At 71.7% G+C, this 14,853-nt stretch carries 16 protein-coding genes and 1 tRNA gene; 4 read left to right on the top strand and 13 right to left on the bottom strand.

Annotated elements, in window-relative coordinates; all coding sequences use genetic code 11:
- Nucleotides 1-15 precede the first annotated feature (15 nt).
- The 4 genes from PVE36_RS05635 to PVE36_RS05620 form a co-directional block, all read right to left on the bottom strand.
- Nucleotides 16-1,800, bottom strand: a complete 1,785-nt coding sequence (locus PVE36_RS05635) for a ComEC/Rec2 family competence protein (RefSeq protein ID WP_277455128.1) — start codon at nucleotides 1,798-1,800, stop codon at nucleotides 16-18.
- 36 nt (nucleotides 1,801-1,836) lie between these two features.
- Nucleotides 1,837-2,406, bottom strand: coding sequence for a hypothetical protein (locus tag PVE36_RS05630; RefSeq protein ID WP_277455126.1), 570 nt, complete (start codon nucleotides 2,404-2,406; stop codon nucleotides 1,837-1,839).
- Nucleotides 2,403-2,762, bottom strand: coding sequence for a helix-hairpin-helix domain-containing protein (locus PVE36_RS05625; RefSeq protein WP_277455125.1), 360 nt, complete (start codon nucleotides 2,760-2,762; stop codon nucleotides 2,403-2,405). Before PVE36_RS05625 ends, PVE36_RS05630 begins: the two co-directional genes overlap by 4 nt.
- A gap of 600 nt (nucleotides 2,763-3,362) precedes the next feature.
- Nucleotides 3,363-4,220: a DegV family protein gene (locus PVE36_RS05620; RefSeq protein ID WP_277455124.1), complete on the bottom strand. Its 858-nt coding sequence runs from the start codon at nucleotides 4,218-4,220 to the stop codon at nucleotides 3,363-3,365.
- A 54-nt stretch (nucleotides 4,221-4,274) separates the two neighbouring features.
- Here PVE36_RS05620 and PVE36_RS05615 point away from each other — a divergent pair, with 54 nt between their 5' ends.
- Nucleotides 4,275-4,748 carry a carboxymuconolactone decarboxylase family protein gene (locus PVE36_RS05615; protein ID WP_277455123.1) on the top strand — a complete coding sequence of 158 codons (474 nt, stop codon included), beginning with the start codon at nucleotides 4,275-4,277 and terminating at the stop codon, nucleotides 4,746-4,748.
- Complete coding sequence (locus PVE36_RS05610; protein ID WP_277455122.1) at nucleotides 4,745-5,785, top strand: pirin family protein; 1,041 nt, start codon at nucleotides 4,745-4,747, stop codon at nucleotides 5,783-5,785. Before PVE36_RS05615 ends, PVE36_RS05610 begins: the two co-directional genes overlap by 4 nt.
- A 19-nt stretch (nucleotides 5,786-5,804) precedes the next feature.
- Here PVE36_RS05610 and leuS read toward each other — a convergent pair whose 3' ends face one another.
- Both leuS and PVE36_RS05600 read right to left on the bottom strand, forming a co-directional pair.
- A complete protein-coding gene (leuS, locus tag PVE36_RS05605; RefSeq protein WP_277455121.1) occupies nucleotides 5,805-8,705 on the bottom strand; it encodes a leucine--tRNA ligase in 2,901 nt (966 codons plus the stop codon).
- Between the two features lie 121 nt (nucleotides 8,706-8,826).
- Nucleotides 8,827-9,834, bottom strand: a complete 1,008-nt coding sequence (locus tag PVE36_RS05600; RefSeq protein WP_277455119.1) for a glycosyltransferase family 2 protein — start codon at nucleotides 9,832-9,834, stop codon at nucleotides 8,827-8,829.
- Between the two features lie 175 nt (nucleotides 9,835-10,009).
- On the opposite strand from PVE36_RS05600, the gene PVE36_RS05595 reads away from it, so the two are divergent.
- Complete coding sequence (locus PVE36_RS05595) at nucleotides 10,010-10,912, top strand: amidohydrolase family protein (RefSeq protein ID WP_277455118.1); 903 nt, start codon at nucleotides 10,010-10,012, stop codon at nucleotides 10,910-10,912.
- A 22-nt stretch (nucleotides 10,913-10,934) separates the two neighbouring features.
- Here PVE36_RS05595 and PVE36_RS05590 read toward each other — a convergent pair whose 3' ends face one another.
- Together PVE36_RS05590 and PVE36_RS05585 are read right to left on the bottom strand one after the other, a co-directional pair.
- A complete protein-coding gene (locus PVE36_RS05590; RefSeq protein ID WP_277455117.1) occupies nucleotides 10,935-11,399 on the bottom strand; it encodes a hypothetical protein in 465 nt (154 codons plus the stop codon).
- Nucleotides 11,400-11,401: 2 nt separating this feature from the next.
- Nucleotides 11,402-11,740 carry a cupin domain-containing protein gene (locus PVE36_RS05585; protein ID WP_277455116.1) on the bottom strand — a complete coding sequence of 113 codons (339 nt, stop codon included), beginning with the start codon at nucleotides 11,738-11,740 and terminating at the stop codon, nucleotides 11,402-11,404.
- 100 nt (nucleotides 11,741-11,840) lie between these two features.
- On the opposite strand from PVE36_RS05585, the gene PVE36_RS05580 reads away from it, so the two are divergent.
- Nucleotides 11,841-12,416 (top strand): peroxidase-related enzyme, encoded by a 576-nt coding sequence (locus PVE36_RS05580; protein ID WP_277455114.1) that lies wholly within the window; start codon nucleotides 11,841-11,843, stop codon nucleotides 12,414-12,416.
- 3 nt (nucleotides 12,417-12,419) lie between these two features.
- Here PVE36_RS05580 and PVE36_RS05575 read toward each other — a convergent pair whose 3' ends face one another.
- From PVE36_RS05575 to nadD, 5 genes are all read right to left on the bottom strand, one after another.
- Nucleotides 12,420-12,962: a DUF488 domain-containing protein gene (locus tag PVE36_RS05575; RefSeq protein ID WP_277455113.1), complete on the bottom strand. Its 543-nt coding sequence runs from the start codon at nucleotides 12,960-12,962 to the stop codon at nucleotides 12,420-12,422.
- Between the two features lie 55 nt (nucleotides 12,963-13,017).
- Nucleotides 13,018-13,090, bottom strand: a tRNA-Ala gene (locus PVE36_RS05570).
- 73 nt (nucleotides 13,091-13,163) lie between these two features.
- Nucleotides 13,164-13,859, bottom strand: coding sequence for a histidine phosphatase family protein (locus tag PVE36_RS05565; protein WP_277455111.1), 696 nt, complete (start codon nucleotides 13,857-13,859; stop codon nucleotides 13,164-13,166).
- Nucleotides 13,856-14,245 carry a ribosome silencing factor gene (gene rsfS, locus PVE36_RS05560; RefSeq protein ID WP_277455110.1) on the bottom strand — a complete coding sequence of 130 codons (390 nt, stop codon included), beginning with the start codon at nucleotides 14,243-14,245 and terminating at the stop codon, nucleotides 13,856-13,858. The genes PVE36_RS05565 and rsfS overlap by 4 nt, the downstream gene beginning before the upstream one ends.
- Nucleotides 14,246-14,255: 10 nt before the next feature.
- Complete coding sequence (gene nadD, locus PVE36_RS05555; protein WP_277240120.1) at nucleotides 14,256-14,828, bottom strand: nicotinate-nucleotide adenylyltransferase; 573 nt, start codon at nucleotides 14,826-14,828, stop codon at nucleotides 14,256-14,258.
- Nucleotides 14,829-14,853: the final 25 nt, after the last annotated feature.

Below are 14,853 nucleotides of genomic sequence, written 5' to 3'. Positions count from 1 at the left end.
CCCTGCCGGGCGACCTCACCCGGGCCGCTCGGTGACGACCGTGGGCCCGTCGAGGACCGCGATGTCACCGTGCAGGTCGGTGCGCAGGGTCCGGGAAGCGTGGCCCGTGGCCCAGTCGAGGGCCGAGGGCGTGGGGTGGCCGTAGTCGTTGTCGGCGCCGACGCTGATGATCGCCACCGGAGCGGCAACCTCGTCCATGAAGCCCTCGTCGAGGTTGCTCGACCCGTGGTGCGGCATCTTCAGTACCTCGAGCCCCTCCGCGGCCGCGGCCATCGCCGGGTCCCGGCGCAGCGCCAGCAGCAGGGCGTGCCCGGCCTCACGCTCGATGTCCCCGAGGAGCAGGGCGTCCACCTCCCCGCTGCGCACGTGGAGCACGATGCTCGCGTTGTTGGCCTCAGAACCCCCGGAGACCGGACGGGCCGGCCACCACGCCGTCGCGGTGACCCCACCGAGCTCGAAGCGGTCGCCTGCCACGACCGTGCGCACCGGCACGTCGTGCTCCGCGGCGACCTCCCGGACCTGCCGGGCCGCCCACTCGGGATCGGCCTCGGGAGTGACGAGCAGCGTCCCGACCGCCCGCCCGTCCACCGCGTCCTCGAGACCGGCCACGTGGTCCTCGTGGAAGTGCGTGAGCACCACCGCATCGAGCGAGCGCACCCCGAGCCGGTCCAGGCAGCCGTCGACGTCCCCGTCCTCCGGGCCGACGTCGACGAGCACCGCCCGACGGGGGCCCGAGGCGAGGACCAGCCCGTCCCCCTGCCCGACGTCGCAGGCCACGAGTCGCCACCCCGCCGGCGGCCACCCGAGGCTGCGGGAGGGGACCAACCCGGTCGTGAGGACGACGAGGACCCCGAGCGCCACGAGCGGACTGGCCCGGGCCCGGTGCAGCACCCACGGCCCGCTGAGGATGCCCACCGCGGTCACGGCCGCGAGCAGCAGGGCCCCCGGCGCACCGTCCGGCCACGGCAGGGCCCCGCCGGGCACGTCCGCGGCCACCCGGGCGGTCCACGCGATGACCAGGGCGAAGGGGGTCCCCAGCCACCCCACGAGCGTCGCCACCGTGGTGCTCACGACCGCGACGAGGGCAGCGGTGACGCCCAGGACGGTGGCCGGGGCGACGAAGGGCGCGGCGACGAGGTTGGCCACGACGGCGATGAGGCTGACATTGCCCTGGAGCAGGACGATGACCGGGCCGCACACCAGCTGAGCGGCCAGCGGGATCGCGACCGCCGGTCCGATGAGGTGCAGCTGCCGGGGCAGGTGCGCGTTGATCGCCGCCGACCAGGGCCGCACGAAGAGCAGCAGCCCGAGCGTCGCCTGCGTGGACAGCACGAAACCGTAGGAGCGGGCGAGCCACGGGTCGATCGCGAGCAGCACGAGCACCGCCGTGCAGAGCACCGGTGTGCCGGCCCCGCGACGGGAGGTGCTCATCCCGATCAGGCCGATCGCCCCCATCGTCGCCGCCCGGATGACGCTGGGCTCCGGGCGCGCGAGGACGACGAAGAACGCCAGGCCGGCCCCGGCCGCCCAGGGTCGCCAACGCCGCGGGACGCCACCCAGCCGGCAGGCTCCGACGAGCGCCGCGAGGACGACCGCGACATTGGAGCCGCTGACCGCTGACAGGTGGCTCATGCCGGTGACGAGCATGTCGTCGGTCAGCTCCTGCGGTGTCATCGAGGTGTCGCCGATGACCAGGGCGGGCAGCAGGGCGCGGGCATCGGTCGGCAGCGGCTCGACCGCCGCGCGCATCCCGCCGCGCAGGTGCTCGGCGCCCGCCCGGACGGCGGAGCGCTCCCCCACCGGCTCGGGCGGGCCGCGGGGCTCAGCAGCGCGACCTCAGGGGCCGCGGCTTCGGCCGGCGAGAGCTTGCCGGTCAGCTCGATCCGGTCGTGCCAGCCGACCTCGGCCCACGCCGCATCGCCCCGGACGAAGACCGGCGCGTGGACCCGGGTCCTGGCCCCGCGCGAGTCGACGCTCTCGAGACGGACCCGGAGGAAGGCCTGCTGTGGGGGTCGCCCCTTCGTCACCCGAGGGACGACCGGCGCGCACCCTCGGCTCGGTGAGGACCACGCCCTCGGCCCGGACCATCGCACCACGCTCGGCGAGCTCGCCCACCGGGCCGAGCTGTCGGCGCCACTCGTGCGCGGCCGAGGTGCCCAGGACCAGCACGGTCGCGACGAGGGTCAGCGCGAGCACGCCGGGACCGTCCCGACGCCACGACGCCCGGGCGTGCCGACCGCGGTAGCGCACGCCCGCGGCCACGAGCGCGGCCAGCACGGCGAGGGCGACGGCGGCCCCGGTGGCGCGCTGGGCACCCGACCAGGACAGTGCCCACGCCCCGATCGCCCACGCGGTGAGGCACGGCAGGAGCAGCCGCAGGTCGAGGACCGGCTGCGGCGACGTCACACGGTGACCTTGGGGGCGAGCTGCTCGTAGGTCTTGTCGCCGATGCCGCTGACCTCGCCGAGCTCCTCGACGGCGACGAACTGCCCGTGCTCCAGGCGCCAGTCCATGATCCGCTGCGCCAGGACCGGACCGACACCCGGCAGCGTCTCGAGCGTGGCCAGGTCGGCGGTGTTGAGGTTGACCGGGGCGTCCGGCGAGGCCGGCCCTGCGGGGCTGCCCGGCACGGTCGGAGGCGCGGCCGCGACGGGAGTCTCCCCCGGCTTCGGCACGACGACCTGCTCACCGTCGACGAGCTCGCGGGCGAGGTTGACCCCGGTCAGGTCGGCCTTGGAGGTCTCGCCGCCCGCGTCCTCCAACGCGTCCGCGACGCGCGAGCCCCCGGCAGCGAGACGATCCCCGGGCTCTCGACCTCACCGACGACGTGGACGGTGACGTCGGGTGCCGCAGATGGTGCGGCGGCGGCCGAGCCGGCTGCCCCGTCCGGCTCGGCGCCCGGCGTCGGGGCCGATCCGCCTGCTCCGGCGCCACTGCCCTCGCCGTCAGCCTCCTGTCCGGCGAAGGCGCTGCGGTCCCCTCGTCGGACACGGCCGCGACAGGTTGGGGAGCAGCGTCCTGGCGCGCCATGAGGTAGCGGCCACCGAGCACCGCAACCGCGACCGCCACGACGAGGGCGATGCCGATGACGGCCTGGCGACTGACCGAGTAGCGACCGGTCGCCACGGTCGAGGGCAGCTCGAGCACCGCGGGGTCACGGTCGTGGTCGAGGATCTCGGCGACCCGGGCGGAGGGCTCGCTGGCACGTGGGCTCATGCCCGTGACGCTAGGGAGGCACGGGGTGTGCGGGGTCGGTGTCGCGTTGCGCTGTGGATCGGCCGGTCAGCCGTGGGTGGTTGTGGAGCGGTGGTGGTTTCGAGGCTCAAGCCGCAGGCGGCTTTCGCACCTCAACCACCGAGAAGTCAGTCGCGGGGGCGCGGGCTCACGGCGACACCGACGGTGCCGAGGCCGACGTGCGCGGCGACGACGGCGCTGAGGGTCGCCAGGTCGACGTCACCGTCGACGTGCTGCGCCAGGTTCGCAGCCAGCAGCTCGGCCCTCTCCCCCGCGTCGATGTGGTGCACGGCGACGTCGGCGCCGTCGGCCCAGTCGGGCAGTGCGTCGCAGTCGGCCTCCGTCAGCGCCTGCAGTCGGGCGATCGCCTTGCCGGCCGTGCGCACCCGCTCCAGCGGCTGGACCTCGCCGTCGACGACGTGCAGGAGCGGCTTCATCGCCAGGGCCGAGCCCAGCAGCGCCGCCGCGCCGCCGATGCGGCCACCCCGACGCAGCCGCTCGAGGCTGTGCACGACCAGCCGGATCGACGAGGCCGCGCAACGGCGCTCCAGGCGCTCGAGGACGTCGTCGACGTCGTACCCGGCCCGGGCGTCCCGCGCGGCACCGATCGCGGCGAACCCCAGGGCCATCCCGATCAGCTGCGAGTCGACGACGTGCACCGGCACCGGGGACTCGGGTGCGGCGGAGCGAGCGGAGTCCGCCGTGCCCGACAGGTGACCGCTCAGGTGCACCGAGATGATCGCGTCGGCTCCCCCCTTCGCCGCCTGCTGGTACGCCTGCAGGAAGGCCGCCGGGGTCGGCCGGGAGGTGTTGAGGTCCGCCTTGGCGCGCAGCGCCTCCACGACCCACCCGGTGTCCGCGCCCTCTCCCTCGGCGCGGTCGACACCGTCGACGACCACGTGCAGGGGCACGACGGTGATCCCGTGCCGGCTGCGGAGGTCCTCGGTCAGCGACGCGGTGGAGTCGGTGACGACGGCGATGTTCACGAGGTGAGGATATCGAGGAGCGACCCGATCAGCGGTCCGGGCTAGCCTGCGGGCATGTCCTCCCGTGACCGTCTGCCCTTCCTGGACCGATCCGACCCCGACGCCTGGAAGGCGCTGAACTCCCTCGCGATGACGGTCTCGGCCACCGCGGAGGCCGCCGGGCTGGACCGCCAGACGCTCGAGCTGATGAACGTGCGCATCTCCCAGCTCAACGGCTGCTCGTTCTGCCTGGACCTGCACACCCGGAAGGCCCAGGAGGCGGGCGCGACGAGCCAGCGCATCGCGCAGCTGCCCGCGTGGCGAGAGTCCACCCTCTTCGACGTCGTCGAGTGCGCCGTGCTCGAGATCGCCGAGGTGACCACCTCCCTCCCCGACGTCGAGGTGCGACGGGCGCGGCTGCGCTCCGCGCACGACACCCTCGGCGACGAGGCCTTCACCGCCGTGGAGTGGGCCGCCGTGACCATGAACGCCTACAACCGCGTCTCCATCCTCTCCGAACACCCCGTCAGGCGGCGAGGAGAGCCATGAGCAACACCGAGATCGACCCGGTCGAGTACGAGGGCGAGCACGTCACGTGCGCCGATGCCGTCGAGATCATCACCGCCCGTGAGGTCCCCCTCGGTGGCCCGCGGGCGATGAAGGTGCGGCGCACCCTGCCCCAGCGCAGGCGCAGCCTCATCGGCCCGTGGTGCTTCGTCGACCACTTCGGGCCCGACGACGTCGCCAGCAGCGGCGGGATGTCGGTGCCGCGGCACCCGCACACCGGCCTGGCCACGGTGACGCTGCTCTTCGAGGGGCGCATCGAGCACATCGACTCCACGGACTTCGCCAACGTCGTGCGCCCCGCCGAGGTCAACCTGATGATCGCGGGCACCGGGGTCTCGCACTCGGAGTTCTCCTCCGCCGACACCACGACGCTCCACGGGGTGCAGCTCTGGTACGCGCTGCCGGACGCGGTACGTCACTCGGCGCCCGGGTCACAGCACCACGTCGCCGAGCGGGCCGAGGTCCCCGGCGGCGCGGTCATGACCTATCTCGGCACCTGCGCCGGGATCACCTCACCCGTGCGCACGCGGGTGGAGGCCCTCGCAGCCCAGATCGACGTCCGGGCCGGTGAGAGCGTCGATCTCGAGGTGGACACCGACTTCGAGCACGGCGTCCTCGTCGACTCCGGCGAGCTGACCCTCGTCGTCGATGGACACCGGCAGCCCGTCGCCCCGACCGAGCTCGCCCACCTGCCCGAGGGCGGCCCCGGCACGATCCGTCTGGAGGCCGGGGACGAGCCGGTCCGCGCGATCCTCGTGGGCGGGCGGCCCTTCGGCGAGCAGATCGTCATGTGGTGGAACTTCGTCGGCCGTAGCCACGACGAGATCGTCGCCCACCGCGAGGCCTGGCAGACCGAGATCGGCGCCGAGCAGTTCCCCGCCGCCGTCTCGGCCGCCGAGTCCGGGACCTACGGCGACGGCGTCCGGTACCCGCAGTTCGGCACCTTCCCGCCGAACCAGCCCGCCCCCCTTCCTGCTCCGGCGCTGCCGAACGCACGGCTCAGGCCGCGCGCGCAGTAGGAGCCGGTACGGAGGAGGGTCAGACCGGGACGACGTTGACCAGCTTGGGCGCGCGGACGATGACCTTGCGCACGCCCGCCTCGGTCGCCGCCCGCACCTTGTCGCGGTCGAGGGCGAGCGCCTCGAGGTCGGCCTCGCTGATATCTGCGGGCACCTCGACCCGGTCCCGGACCTTGCCCTTGATCTGGATGACGCAGGTGACGCTCGACTCGACCATCTTCGACTCGTCAGCGACCGGGAAGGGCGCGTGGGCCAGCGACTCCTCGTGCCCGAGGCGCGACCACAGCTCCTCCGCGAGGTGCGGCGCCACGGGGGCGACCATGAGCACGAGCGGCTCGATGCCCGCGCGGGGCACGGAGTCCAGCTTGGTCAGCGCGTTGTTCAGCTCGATCAGGCGCGCGATGGCGGTGTTGAAGCCCAGACCGTCGTAGTCCTCGCGCACGGCGGAGATCACCTGGTGGAGCAGGCGCTCGGTGTCGGCGTCGAGCGCGTCGTCGGTGACGTGCACCTCGCCGGTCTCCTCGTCGACGACGTTGCGCCACAGGCGCTGCAGGAAGCGCTGGCTGCCGACGACCGCGCGGGTCTCCCACGGCTTGGACTGCTCCAGCGGGCCGAGCGACATCTCGTACACGCGGAAGGTGTCGGCGCCGAACTGCTCGTACATCTCGTCCGGGCTGACGGCGTTCTTCAGCGACTTGCCGATCTTGCCGTACTCCTGGGTGACCGGCTGGCCCTGCCAGGAGTAGGTCGTCTCGCCGTCCACACCCGCGTGCTCCTCGACCTCGGAGGCCGGCACGGGCTGGCCACGGCCGTCGCGGTAGGCGTGGGCCTGGATGTAGCCCTGCGAGAAGTACTTGCGGAAGGGCTCCTCGCTCGTGACGTGGCCGAGGTCGTAGAGGACCTTGTGCCAGAAGCGGGCGTAGAGCAGGTGCAGCACGGCGTGCTCGACACCGCCGATGTACAGGTCGACGCCCCCCGGGTCGCGGGTGCCGGCGGGCGCGCCGGCCACCGGCTCGGGACGCGGCCCGACCCAGTAGGCCTCGTTGCCCGGGTCGACGAAGGCCTCGTCGTTGGCCGGGTCGAGGTAGCGCAGGTAGTACCAGCACGAGCCGGCCCAGTTGGGCATCGTGTTGGTCTCGCGGCGGTACTTCTTCGGCCCGTCGCCGAGGTCGAGCTCGACCTCGACCCACTCGGTCGCGCGGCCCAGCGGCGGCTCGGGCTCGCTGCTCGCGTCGTCCGGCTCGAAGGTGCGCGGGCTGTAGTGCTCGACCTCGGGCAGCTCGACCGGCAGCATCGACTCGGGCAGGCTGTGCGCGACGCCGTCCTCGTCGAAGACGATCGGGAAGGGCTCGCCCCAGTAGCGCTGCCGGGAGAAGAGCCAGTCGCGCAGCTTGTAGTTGACCGCGCCCGCGCCCAGGCCGGTCTCCTCGAGCCAGGCGGTGATCTTCGCCTTGCCCTCGGCGACGGTCAACCCGTCCAGGGAGATGCCTTCGGCGGTGGAGTTGATGATCGTGCCGTCACCGGTCCATGCGCCCTCGTGGCCCTCCGGGGCCTGCACGGTGTGCACGATCGGCAGCCCGAAGGCGGTCGCGTACTCGAAGTCGCGCTGGTCGCCGGAGGGCACCGCCATGATGGCGCCGGTGCCGTAGCCCATGAGGACGTAGTCGGCGACGAAGACCGGGACCTTATCCCCCGTGACCGGGTTGGTCGCCCAGCCGCCGGTGAAGACTCCGGTCTTGTCCTTGGTGTCGATCTGGCGCTCGACCTCGGTCTTGCGCCCGGCCGCGTCGCGGTAGGCGCTCACGGCGGCGAAGGGGGTGTCCGCCCCCCCGGTCCAGCGCTCGTCGGTCCCCTCGGGCCAGCCGCCCTCGGGCACGAGTGCGTCGACGAGCGGGTGCTCCGGGGCGAGCACCATGAAGGTCGCGCCGAAGAGCGTGTCCGGGCGCGTGGTGAAGACCTCGATGCCGTGCTCGGTCCCGTCCGCGCCGGTCGCGGGGAAGGTGACGGCGGCGCCCTCGCTGCGGCCGATCCAGTTGCGCTGCATGGCCTTGACCTTCTCCGGCCAGTCGACCCGGTCGAGGTCGTCGGCGAGGCGGTCGGCGTAGGAGGTGATGCGCATGACCCACTGGCGCAGGTTGGCCTTGAAGACCGGGTAGTTGCCGCGCTCGGAGCGCCCGTCGGCGGTGACCTCCTCGTTGGCCAGCACGGTCCCCAGGCCGGGGGCCCAGTTCACCGGGGCATGGCTGGTGTAGGCGAGGCGGTACTCATCGAGGACGTCCGCCCGCTCCTTGGTGGACAGCTGCGCCCACGGGCGGGTCACCCCCTTCGGCAGGGGGCGCTCACCGGAGGCGAAGGACTCGATCAGCTCGGCGATGGGCCGGGCGCGGCCGGTGCCGCCGTCCGGGCGCACCGCGTCCGGGTCGTACCAAGCGTTGTGGATCTGCAGGAAGATCCACTGCGTCCACCGGTAGTAGTCGGGGTCGATCGTGGCGAAGGCGCGCCGGTCGTCGTGCCCCAGGCCCAGGCGGCGCAGCTGCCGCTTCATCACCACCATGTTGTCCTCGGTGGTCTTGCGCGGGTGCTGGCCGGTCTGCACGGCGAACTGCTCCGCGGGCAGGCCGAAGGCGTCGTAGCCCAGGCAGTGCAGCACGTTCTTGCCGAGCATCCGCTGGAAGCGCGAGTAGACGTCGGTGGCGATGTAGCCCAGCGGGTGGCCGACGTGCAGGCCGGCTCCCGAGGGGTAGGGGAACATGTCGAGGACGAGCATGTGCCCGTCGTAGGAGGCCACGCGCTCGGGCTCGGCCCACGGGCCGGCGGGGTTGGGCGCGCGGAAGGTCCCCTGCTCCTGCCACCGGTCCTGCCAGTCGACCTCGATCCGACCGGCCATCTCGGCGGTGTAGCGGTACGGCGTCTCGCTCATCAGTGCTGTGTCTCCCGGGGTTGAGGGTCACCGGTCAGAGTACTTGCCCGCCCTCACGCCCCCGCGGCCACGTTCGTCGACAACGCCGCGTCAGCGACCGCGGACGCGTTGCTGCACCCTCCTAGATCGTCGCCATCAGCTCTGCCGGGTCGTACTCGGTCTTGCGCGGCTGGAAGTACCGCGGCTCCGCCTCGAGCAGTCGCGGCAGCACCGCAGTCATCGCATCCAGCTCTCGCCGACTGAAGGAACCGGGACGGTAATTCCGGGGCTCGACCCTCTCCAGCAGCCCGAACTTCTCCAGGGACGGGGCGTCGTCCTCGATCTCGCGCCGGTAGATCTCGAGCATGTACTCACGTTTCGTGTTCTCGTCGATCCGCTCGTTCTTCACCAGGCCACTCATCGCGGCATGGATGAGCTTCCTCCGCCCGCGGAAGTTGTGCGGCGTTCCGGCCGCGTTGACGCTCCACTTGCGCAGGTACTCCTCAGGACTGAGCGAGTCGTAGTGCAGGACGTGCAACCAGTCCGCCCGGAAGTCCTCCGTCGTCCCCTCCTCACCGAGAAGGCTCACGTCGTGAATGTGCACCCCATGGGCTCTCGACGGGCGCAGTCCCACCTTCCCCGAGACGTGACCGTGGAAGTAGACACTGTTCATGGCCTCGTCGATGACGCCAAAGAGTGTCAGCAGCGCCAGCTCCTCCTTCGACAACAGTCGCTTGAAGTACCCGCGGTAACCGGCGTCGGAGGAGCTGACGGACTCCTTGGGCACCAGACGGACCGTCGCGACATCGGGGCCGAGGGCGAGGAGGCGTTCCTTGTCGATGTCGAGGATCTCATCACCATCAAGGTGGAAGAGCCACTCGGCGCTGTCGATGTCGGCGAGCAACCAGTTGATCCGGTTGGCGTTGATCGTCTGTCGGGTGTTGAGGTTCTCCGGCTGGGCGACACGACGATTCACCGCATCGGCATCGACGACTGTGACGTGCGGGTGACCCTCGAGATAGGTCAGGACGTCGTGGTCCCCACCCTCCGAGAAGATGAAGAGATGGTCCGCACCGGCGGCGAGGTTCTCCTCGACGAAGCGGGTGACGTTGGCGATGGAGTCCTTGATGGTGCTGACGGTGCAGATCACGCGCTTCTCCCCTGTCGATCGGTGCTGCTGACCCGGACAGAGTAACCAGCATCGCGCCCACCAGCGTGTGTGGATCACCCCGACCCACCGGCAGGATCGCGGCGATGGCGGCTGACGGGGTCGCAGTCGTCGTCCCCCTCGAGGGGTCGGTCCGAGTGCCTCCTAGGGTGGCGCCATGGACAGCCCGACGACGTACGCGCCCCCTGCCGACGAGGCCGCACGGATCAGGGCGCGGGTGGACTCCCTCCACCTGCCCGGGATCATCGACGTGCACACGCACTTCATGCCGCAGCGCGTGCTCGACAAGGTGTGGGCGTACTTTGACTCGGCCGGACCGCTCATCGGTCGGCCGTGGCCGATCGCCTACCGCACCAGCGAGGAGGAGCGCCTGGCGACGCTGCGCTCCTTCGGCGTGCGCGCCTTCCCGTCGCTGAACTACCCGCACAAGCCGGGCATGGCCGCATGGCTGAACGCGTGGTCCGGCGACTTCGCCGACGACCACCCGGACGTGCTGCGCTCGGCGACCTTCTACCCCGAGCCGGGCGCCGCCGACGAGGTGCGCAGCGCGATCGCGAGCGGGACCCAGCTGTTCAAGGTGCACGTGCAGGTCGGCGACTACGACATGGCCGACCCGCTGCTCGAGGACGTGTGGACCGTGCTGGAGGAGGCGGGCACGCCGGTCATCACGCACGCGGGCAACGGTCCGGCGCCGGGGACCTTCACCGGGCCGCAGGCGGTGCGCCGGCTGCTGGCCCGCCACCCCGAGCTCACGCTCGTCATCGCGCACATGGGCATGCCCGACTACGGCGAGTTCCTCGACATCTGCGCCGAGCACCCGCGCGTCCACCTGGACACGACGATGGCGTTCACGGCCTTCACCGAGGAGGCCACCCCCTTCCCCACCGACCGTCTGGACGACCTGCGCGCACTGGGTGACCGGGTGCTCTTCGGCAGCGACTTCCCCAACATCCCCTACCCGTACCTCGAGGCGGTCGACGCCGTCATCGGGCTCGGCCTCGGGGACGAGTGGGCGCGGGCGGTGCTGCACGACAACGCCGCCCGGCTGCTGCGGCTCTGACCGGACGACGGGGGCGGACCGCTCAGCTGCGCAGGTGGGAGAGCACGATCCCGATCGGGATGCTCATGAGCAGCACGAGCAGCATCGCGCGGTACGCCCACGTCACCCGGGCGGCGCGCGCCGGTCCCTGCAGGTCCCCCCGCAGCGCGAGCGCCAGCGCCACGACGAGCAGCACCGACCCCAGGTCGACGAGCAGCGGGGTCGCGACGAGGGTGCCGCCGATGACGAGGAGGCTGCCGAGGTTCCACCCGGCCAGCTGGGCCCACCCCGGGCGGTCGGGTGGAGGACCGGCCGGATGCCTCCGCCCCATGGCGTACTGGGCCGCGCCGACCACGAGCACGAGGTAGGCCGCGGCCCAGCTCCCCTTCGTCCAGTCGAAGGGACCGGTGACCGCGGCGACGAGTCCCCCGAGGACCACGGCGACCCAGCCCACGGCGACCATCACCGGGCCGGGTGCCGCCACGACACCCGAGCGGTTCGTGGCCACCCTCAGGTGTTGCTGCCGGTGCCGACACTCAGCAGCACCGCGGAGTCCTCCAGCGCGAGCAGGTCGTGGCGCTGCGGCGGGATGATGAGCAGGTCGCCGGGACCGCCCTCCCACGACTCCTCACCGGTCTCCAGGCGCACCCTGCCGGAGAGGACCTGCAGGGTCGCCTCCTGCGGGCTGTCGTGCGGGGCGAGCGCCTCGCCCCCGACGAGGGCGACGAGCGTCTGGCGCAGGACGTAGTCGTGACGACCGTGGACGGTGATGGCACTGCGGCCGGCGCTGCCGGCGTGGGCCTTCGCCAGGTGCTCCTGCGCCAGCTCGGTCAGTGACTGCGACTTCATGACATCTCCTTGGGTGGGGGCGTTGGGGCCAGCGTAGTGACCTCATCACATTTTTCACTATTGTGGCTGGGTAAATTGACGGTCGGAGTAGGTTGCCGTCATGGCTGACACATCGCGTCCGATCTCCTTCCTCCGTGTCCCGGGCGTCGAGGACGTCCCCGAGGGCGTCCAGCGACTGTGGGAGAAGTCCCGTGAGGCCTTCGGCTTCATCCCCAACGTCTTCCGAGCACAGGCCCTCAACGGCGCGCAGTTCGAGGCGTGGTGGAAGTACTTCAACCTCCTGGTCAACAAGGAGGGCCACCTGACCAACGCCGAGCGTGAGCTCCTCGCCGTCGTCGTCAGCGGGATCAACCGGTGCACCTACTGCGTCGTCTCCCACGGGGCCGCCCTGCGCGAGTACTCCGGTGACCCGGTGACGGCCGACCTCGTCGCGGTCAACTGGCGCCAGGCCGAGCTGGACGAGCGCCAGCAGGCGATGGCCGAGTACGCCGAGCTGCTCACGCGCGCCCCGGGGTCGGTCGACGAGGGCGACCTGGAGCCGATGCGCGCGGCCGGCATGGACGAGCACGAGATCCTCGAGGCGGTCCAGGTCATCGGCATGTTCAACATGACCAACCGCGTCTCCAGCGCGCTGGGGATGGTGCCCAACCACGAGTACCACTCGCAGGCCCGCTGAGCCTCACTCCCCGGCCGGCTCCCCCTCGTCGCTGCCCGGATAGGTCACCCGCGTCCCCTCGACGACGGCGAAGGGGGTCAGCTCGTGTTCCTTCGGCCTGCCCCCGGAGATGATCTCCAGGACGGTGTAACCGCGCACGAGCAGGGCGTCGGCGACGAGCCGGCGGTGGCAGCGCCACGGCACGGCCTCGGCGCACATGATCGCGCACGAGTCGTCCTCCGCCAGCGCCATCAGCTCCTCGAGGCCGGAGCCGAACTCGTCGGTGAGCATGTGGTCGGCGTAGTTGCGGAAGGAGGTGTTGCGCCAGGCGGTGTTGGGCGAGTCCGCGTGCTTGGGCCGCAGTCCCCCGAGCGCCTTGACGTAGGAGTAGCCGAGCCCGGCGTCCGCCAGGGACGCCTCGAGCGCATCACCCCAGTACTGGGGGTTGTGCCGGGACTTGGGCACCGTGCGGATGTCCACGACCCGCGTGACACCTTGGTCGGTGAGCAGCTCGATGAACTCCTCGATCGGTCGCGTGGAGTGACCGATCGTGTGGATCGTGTTCATGCGCCCACGGTACGACGAAGGCCCGGACCGATCGGTCCGGGCCTTCGTGCCACTGTGGAGCTGAGGGGATTCGAACCCCTGACCCCCTCCATGCCATGGAGGTGCGCTACCAACTGCGCTACAGCCCCGAGTGTGGGATCCCCCGTGAAGGGGACTGCGAGAGTTTAACCTGACGCACCCACCGTTATCCAAATCGGCGTTTCAGAGCCCCTCCGCGGAGGCATTCCACTGCGCGATGCGCCAGCCGCTGCGGCCGGTGGCGGGGGTGCTGCCCTCCTCGACGACGGCCCAGTGGCAGTTGCCGAAGCCCCCGAGCGCACGCCAGGCGAGCGACTGGTCGATGCCGACGAGCTCGGCGACGAGGGAGCGGCCCGTGACGCCGTGCGTGGCGATGACGACGCACTCCCCGGGGTCCATCGTCGCGATGAGCTCGTCGAGGGCCGCACGGGTGCGCGCGGCGACGTCGGCGAGGGACTCGCCGTGGCCTCCGCGCCGGAAGTCCTCACCGGTGAGCAGCTTGTCGGCGTCCTCCGGGTACTGCGAGTACACCTGGTCGGCCGTCAGCCCCTGCCAGCCACCGGCGTGGATCTCCCGCCAGCGCTCGTCGAGGCTGACGTCGAGCCCGCCGCTGGCGGAGGCGACCTCCTGCGCGGTGACGTGGGCGCGGGAGAGGTCGGAGGAGACCACCCGCGAGGGGCGAAGGGAGGAGATCGCCGCGGCAGCGGCGCGCGCCTGCTCGTGGCCCAGCTCGGACAGCTCGTGGTCGAGCTGGCCCTGCCAGATCCCCCGGGCGTTGGCGACGGTCTGGCCGTGCCGGAGCACGACGAGGCGGCGGGGCTCCCCCTTCGCCCGGCCGGTGGTGGCCTCGGCGGCGAGGGAGCGGGTCACCTCGCTCACGCTCCGCCCTGCTCCTGCTCCGAGCCGACGACACCGAGGTCGAGGTGCGGGCAGTCGCGCCACAGGCGCTCGAGGTCGTAGAAGTCGCGCTCCTCGTCGTGCTGCGCGTGCACGACGACGTCGCCGAAGTCGAGCAGGACCCAGCGGCCGGGGCCGTTGCCCTCGCGGCGCAGCGGCTTGGCCTGCGCCTTCTCCCGCATCTCGTCCTCGACGGCGTCGACGATCGCCTGGACCTGGCGCTCGTTGTCCGCGGAGACGATGAGGAAGATGTCGGTGAGGGGCATCTGGCCGGACACGTCGAGTCCGGTGATGCTCGTCGCGAGCTTGTCATGGGCGGCATGCGCCGCGATCTTGGCGAGGTCGATGGCCTCTTGGGTGGCTACCACGGTCTGTCGGTCACTCCCGGTCGTCGGTGTAGAGCTCGTACTTGCTGATGTACTGCACGACGCCGTCCGGCACGAGGTACCAGACCGGCTCGCCGTCGGCGACCCGCGCACGGCAGTCGGAGGAGGAGATCGCCATGGCCGGCACCTCCTGCAGGGTCACCCGGTGCCGGGGCAGTCCGGACTCGCTGAGGTGGTAGCCGGGGCGGGTGACGCCGATGAAGTGCGCCAGCTCCCACAGCTCGTCGATGTCCTTCCAGGACAGGATCTGCGCGAGAGCGTCGGCACCGGTGATGAAGAACAGCTCGTCGTCGGGCCGCTGCTCGCGCAGGTCACGCAGGGTGTCGATCGTGTAGGTCGGCCCCTCACGGTCGATGTCGACCCGACTGACGGTGAAGCGCGGGTTGGACGCCGTGGCGACCACCGTCATCAGGTAGCGGTGCTCGGCCGGCGATACCTCCGCGTGCGCCTTCTGCCACGGCTTGCCGGTGGGCACGAAGACGACCTCGTCGAGCTCGTACAGCGACTGGACCTCGCTGGCCGCCACGAGGTGGCCGTGGTGGATGGGGTCGAAGGTCCCACCCATCACGCCCAGCCGCCTGGGGCGCTTG

Source organism: Janibacter sp. DB-40, from assembly GCF_029510815.1.
Taxonomy (GTDB): Bacteria; Actinomycetota; Actinomycetes; order Actinomycetales; family Dermatophilaceae; genus Janibacter.
Note: the sequence above shows the minus strand (reverse complement) of the source record. Positions and strands in the feature narration are given on the sequence as shown.

What these genes read in the sequence shown, in the direction of transcription:
- PVE36_RS05580 (WP_277455114.1), top strand. Translation starts at nt 11,841, where the DNA reads ATGGCTGACACATCGCGTCCGATCTCCTTCCTCCGTGTCCCGGGCGTC.
- PVE36_RS05595 (WP_277455118.1), top strand. Translation starts at nt 10,010, where the DNA reads ATGGACAGCCCGACGACGTACGCGCCCCCTGCCGACGAGGCCGCACGG.
- PVE36_RS05615 (WP_277455123.1), top strand. Translation starts at nt 4,275, where the DNA reads ATGTCCTCCCGTGACCGTCTGCCCTTCCTGGACCGATCCGACCCCGAC.
- leuS (WP_277455121.1), bottom strand. Translation starts at nt 8,705, where the DNA reads ATGAGCGAGACGCCGTACCGCTACACCGCCGAGATGGCCGGTCGGATC.
- PVE36_RS05610 (WP_277455122.1), top strand. Translation starts at nt 4,745, where the DNA reads ATGAGCAACACCGAGATCGACCCGGTCGAGTACGAGGGCGAGCACGTC.
- nadD (WP_277240120.1), bottom strand. Translation starts at nt 14,828, where the DNA reads ATGGGTGGGACCTTCGACCCCATCCACCACGGCCACCTCGTGGCGGCC.
- PVE36_RS05575 (WP_277455113.1), bottom strand. Translation starts at nt 12,962, where the DNA reads ATGAACACGATCCACACGATCGGTCACTCCACGCGACCGATCGAGGAG.
- PVE36_RS05585 (WP_277455116.1), bottom strand. Translation starts at nt 11,740, where the DNA reads ATGAAGTCGCAGTCACTGACCGAGCTGGCGCAGGAGCACCTGGCGAAG.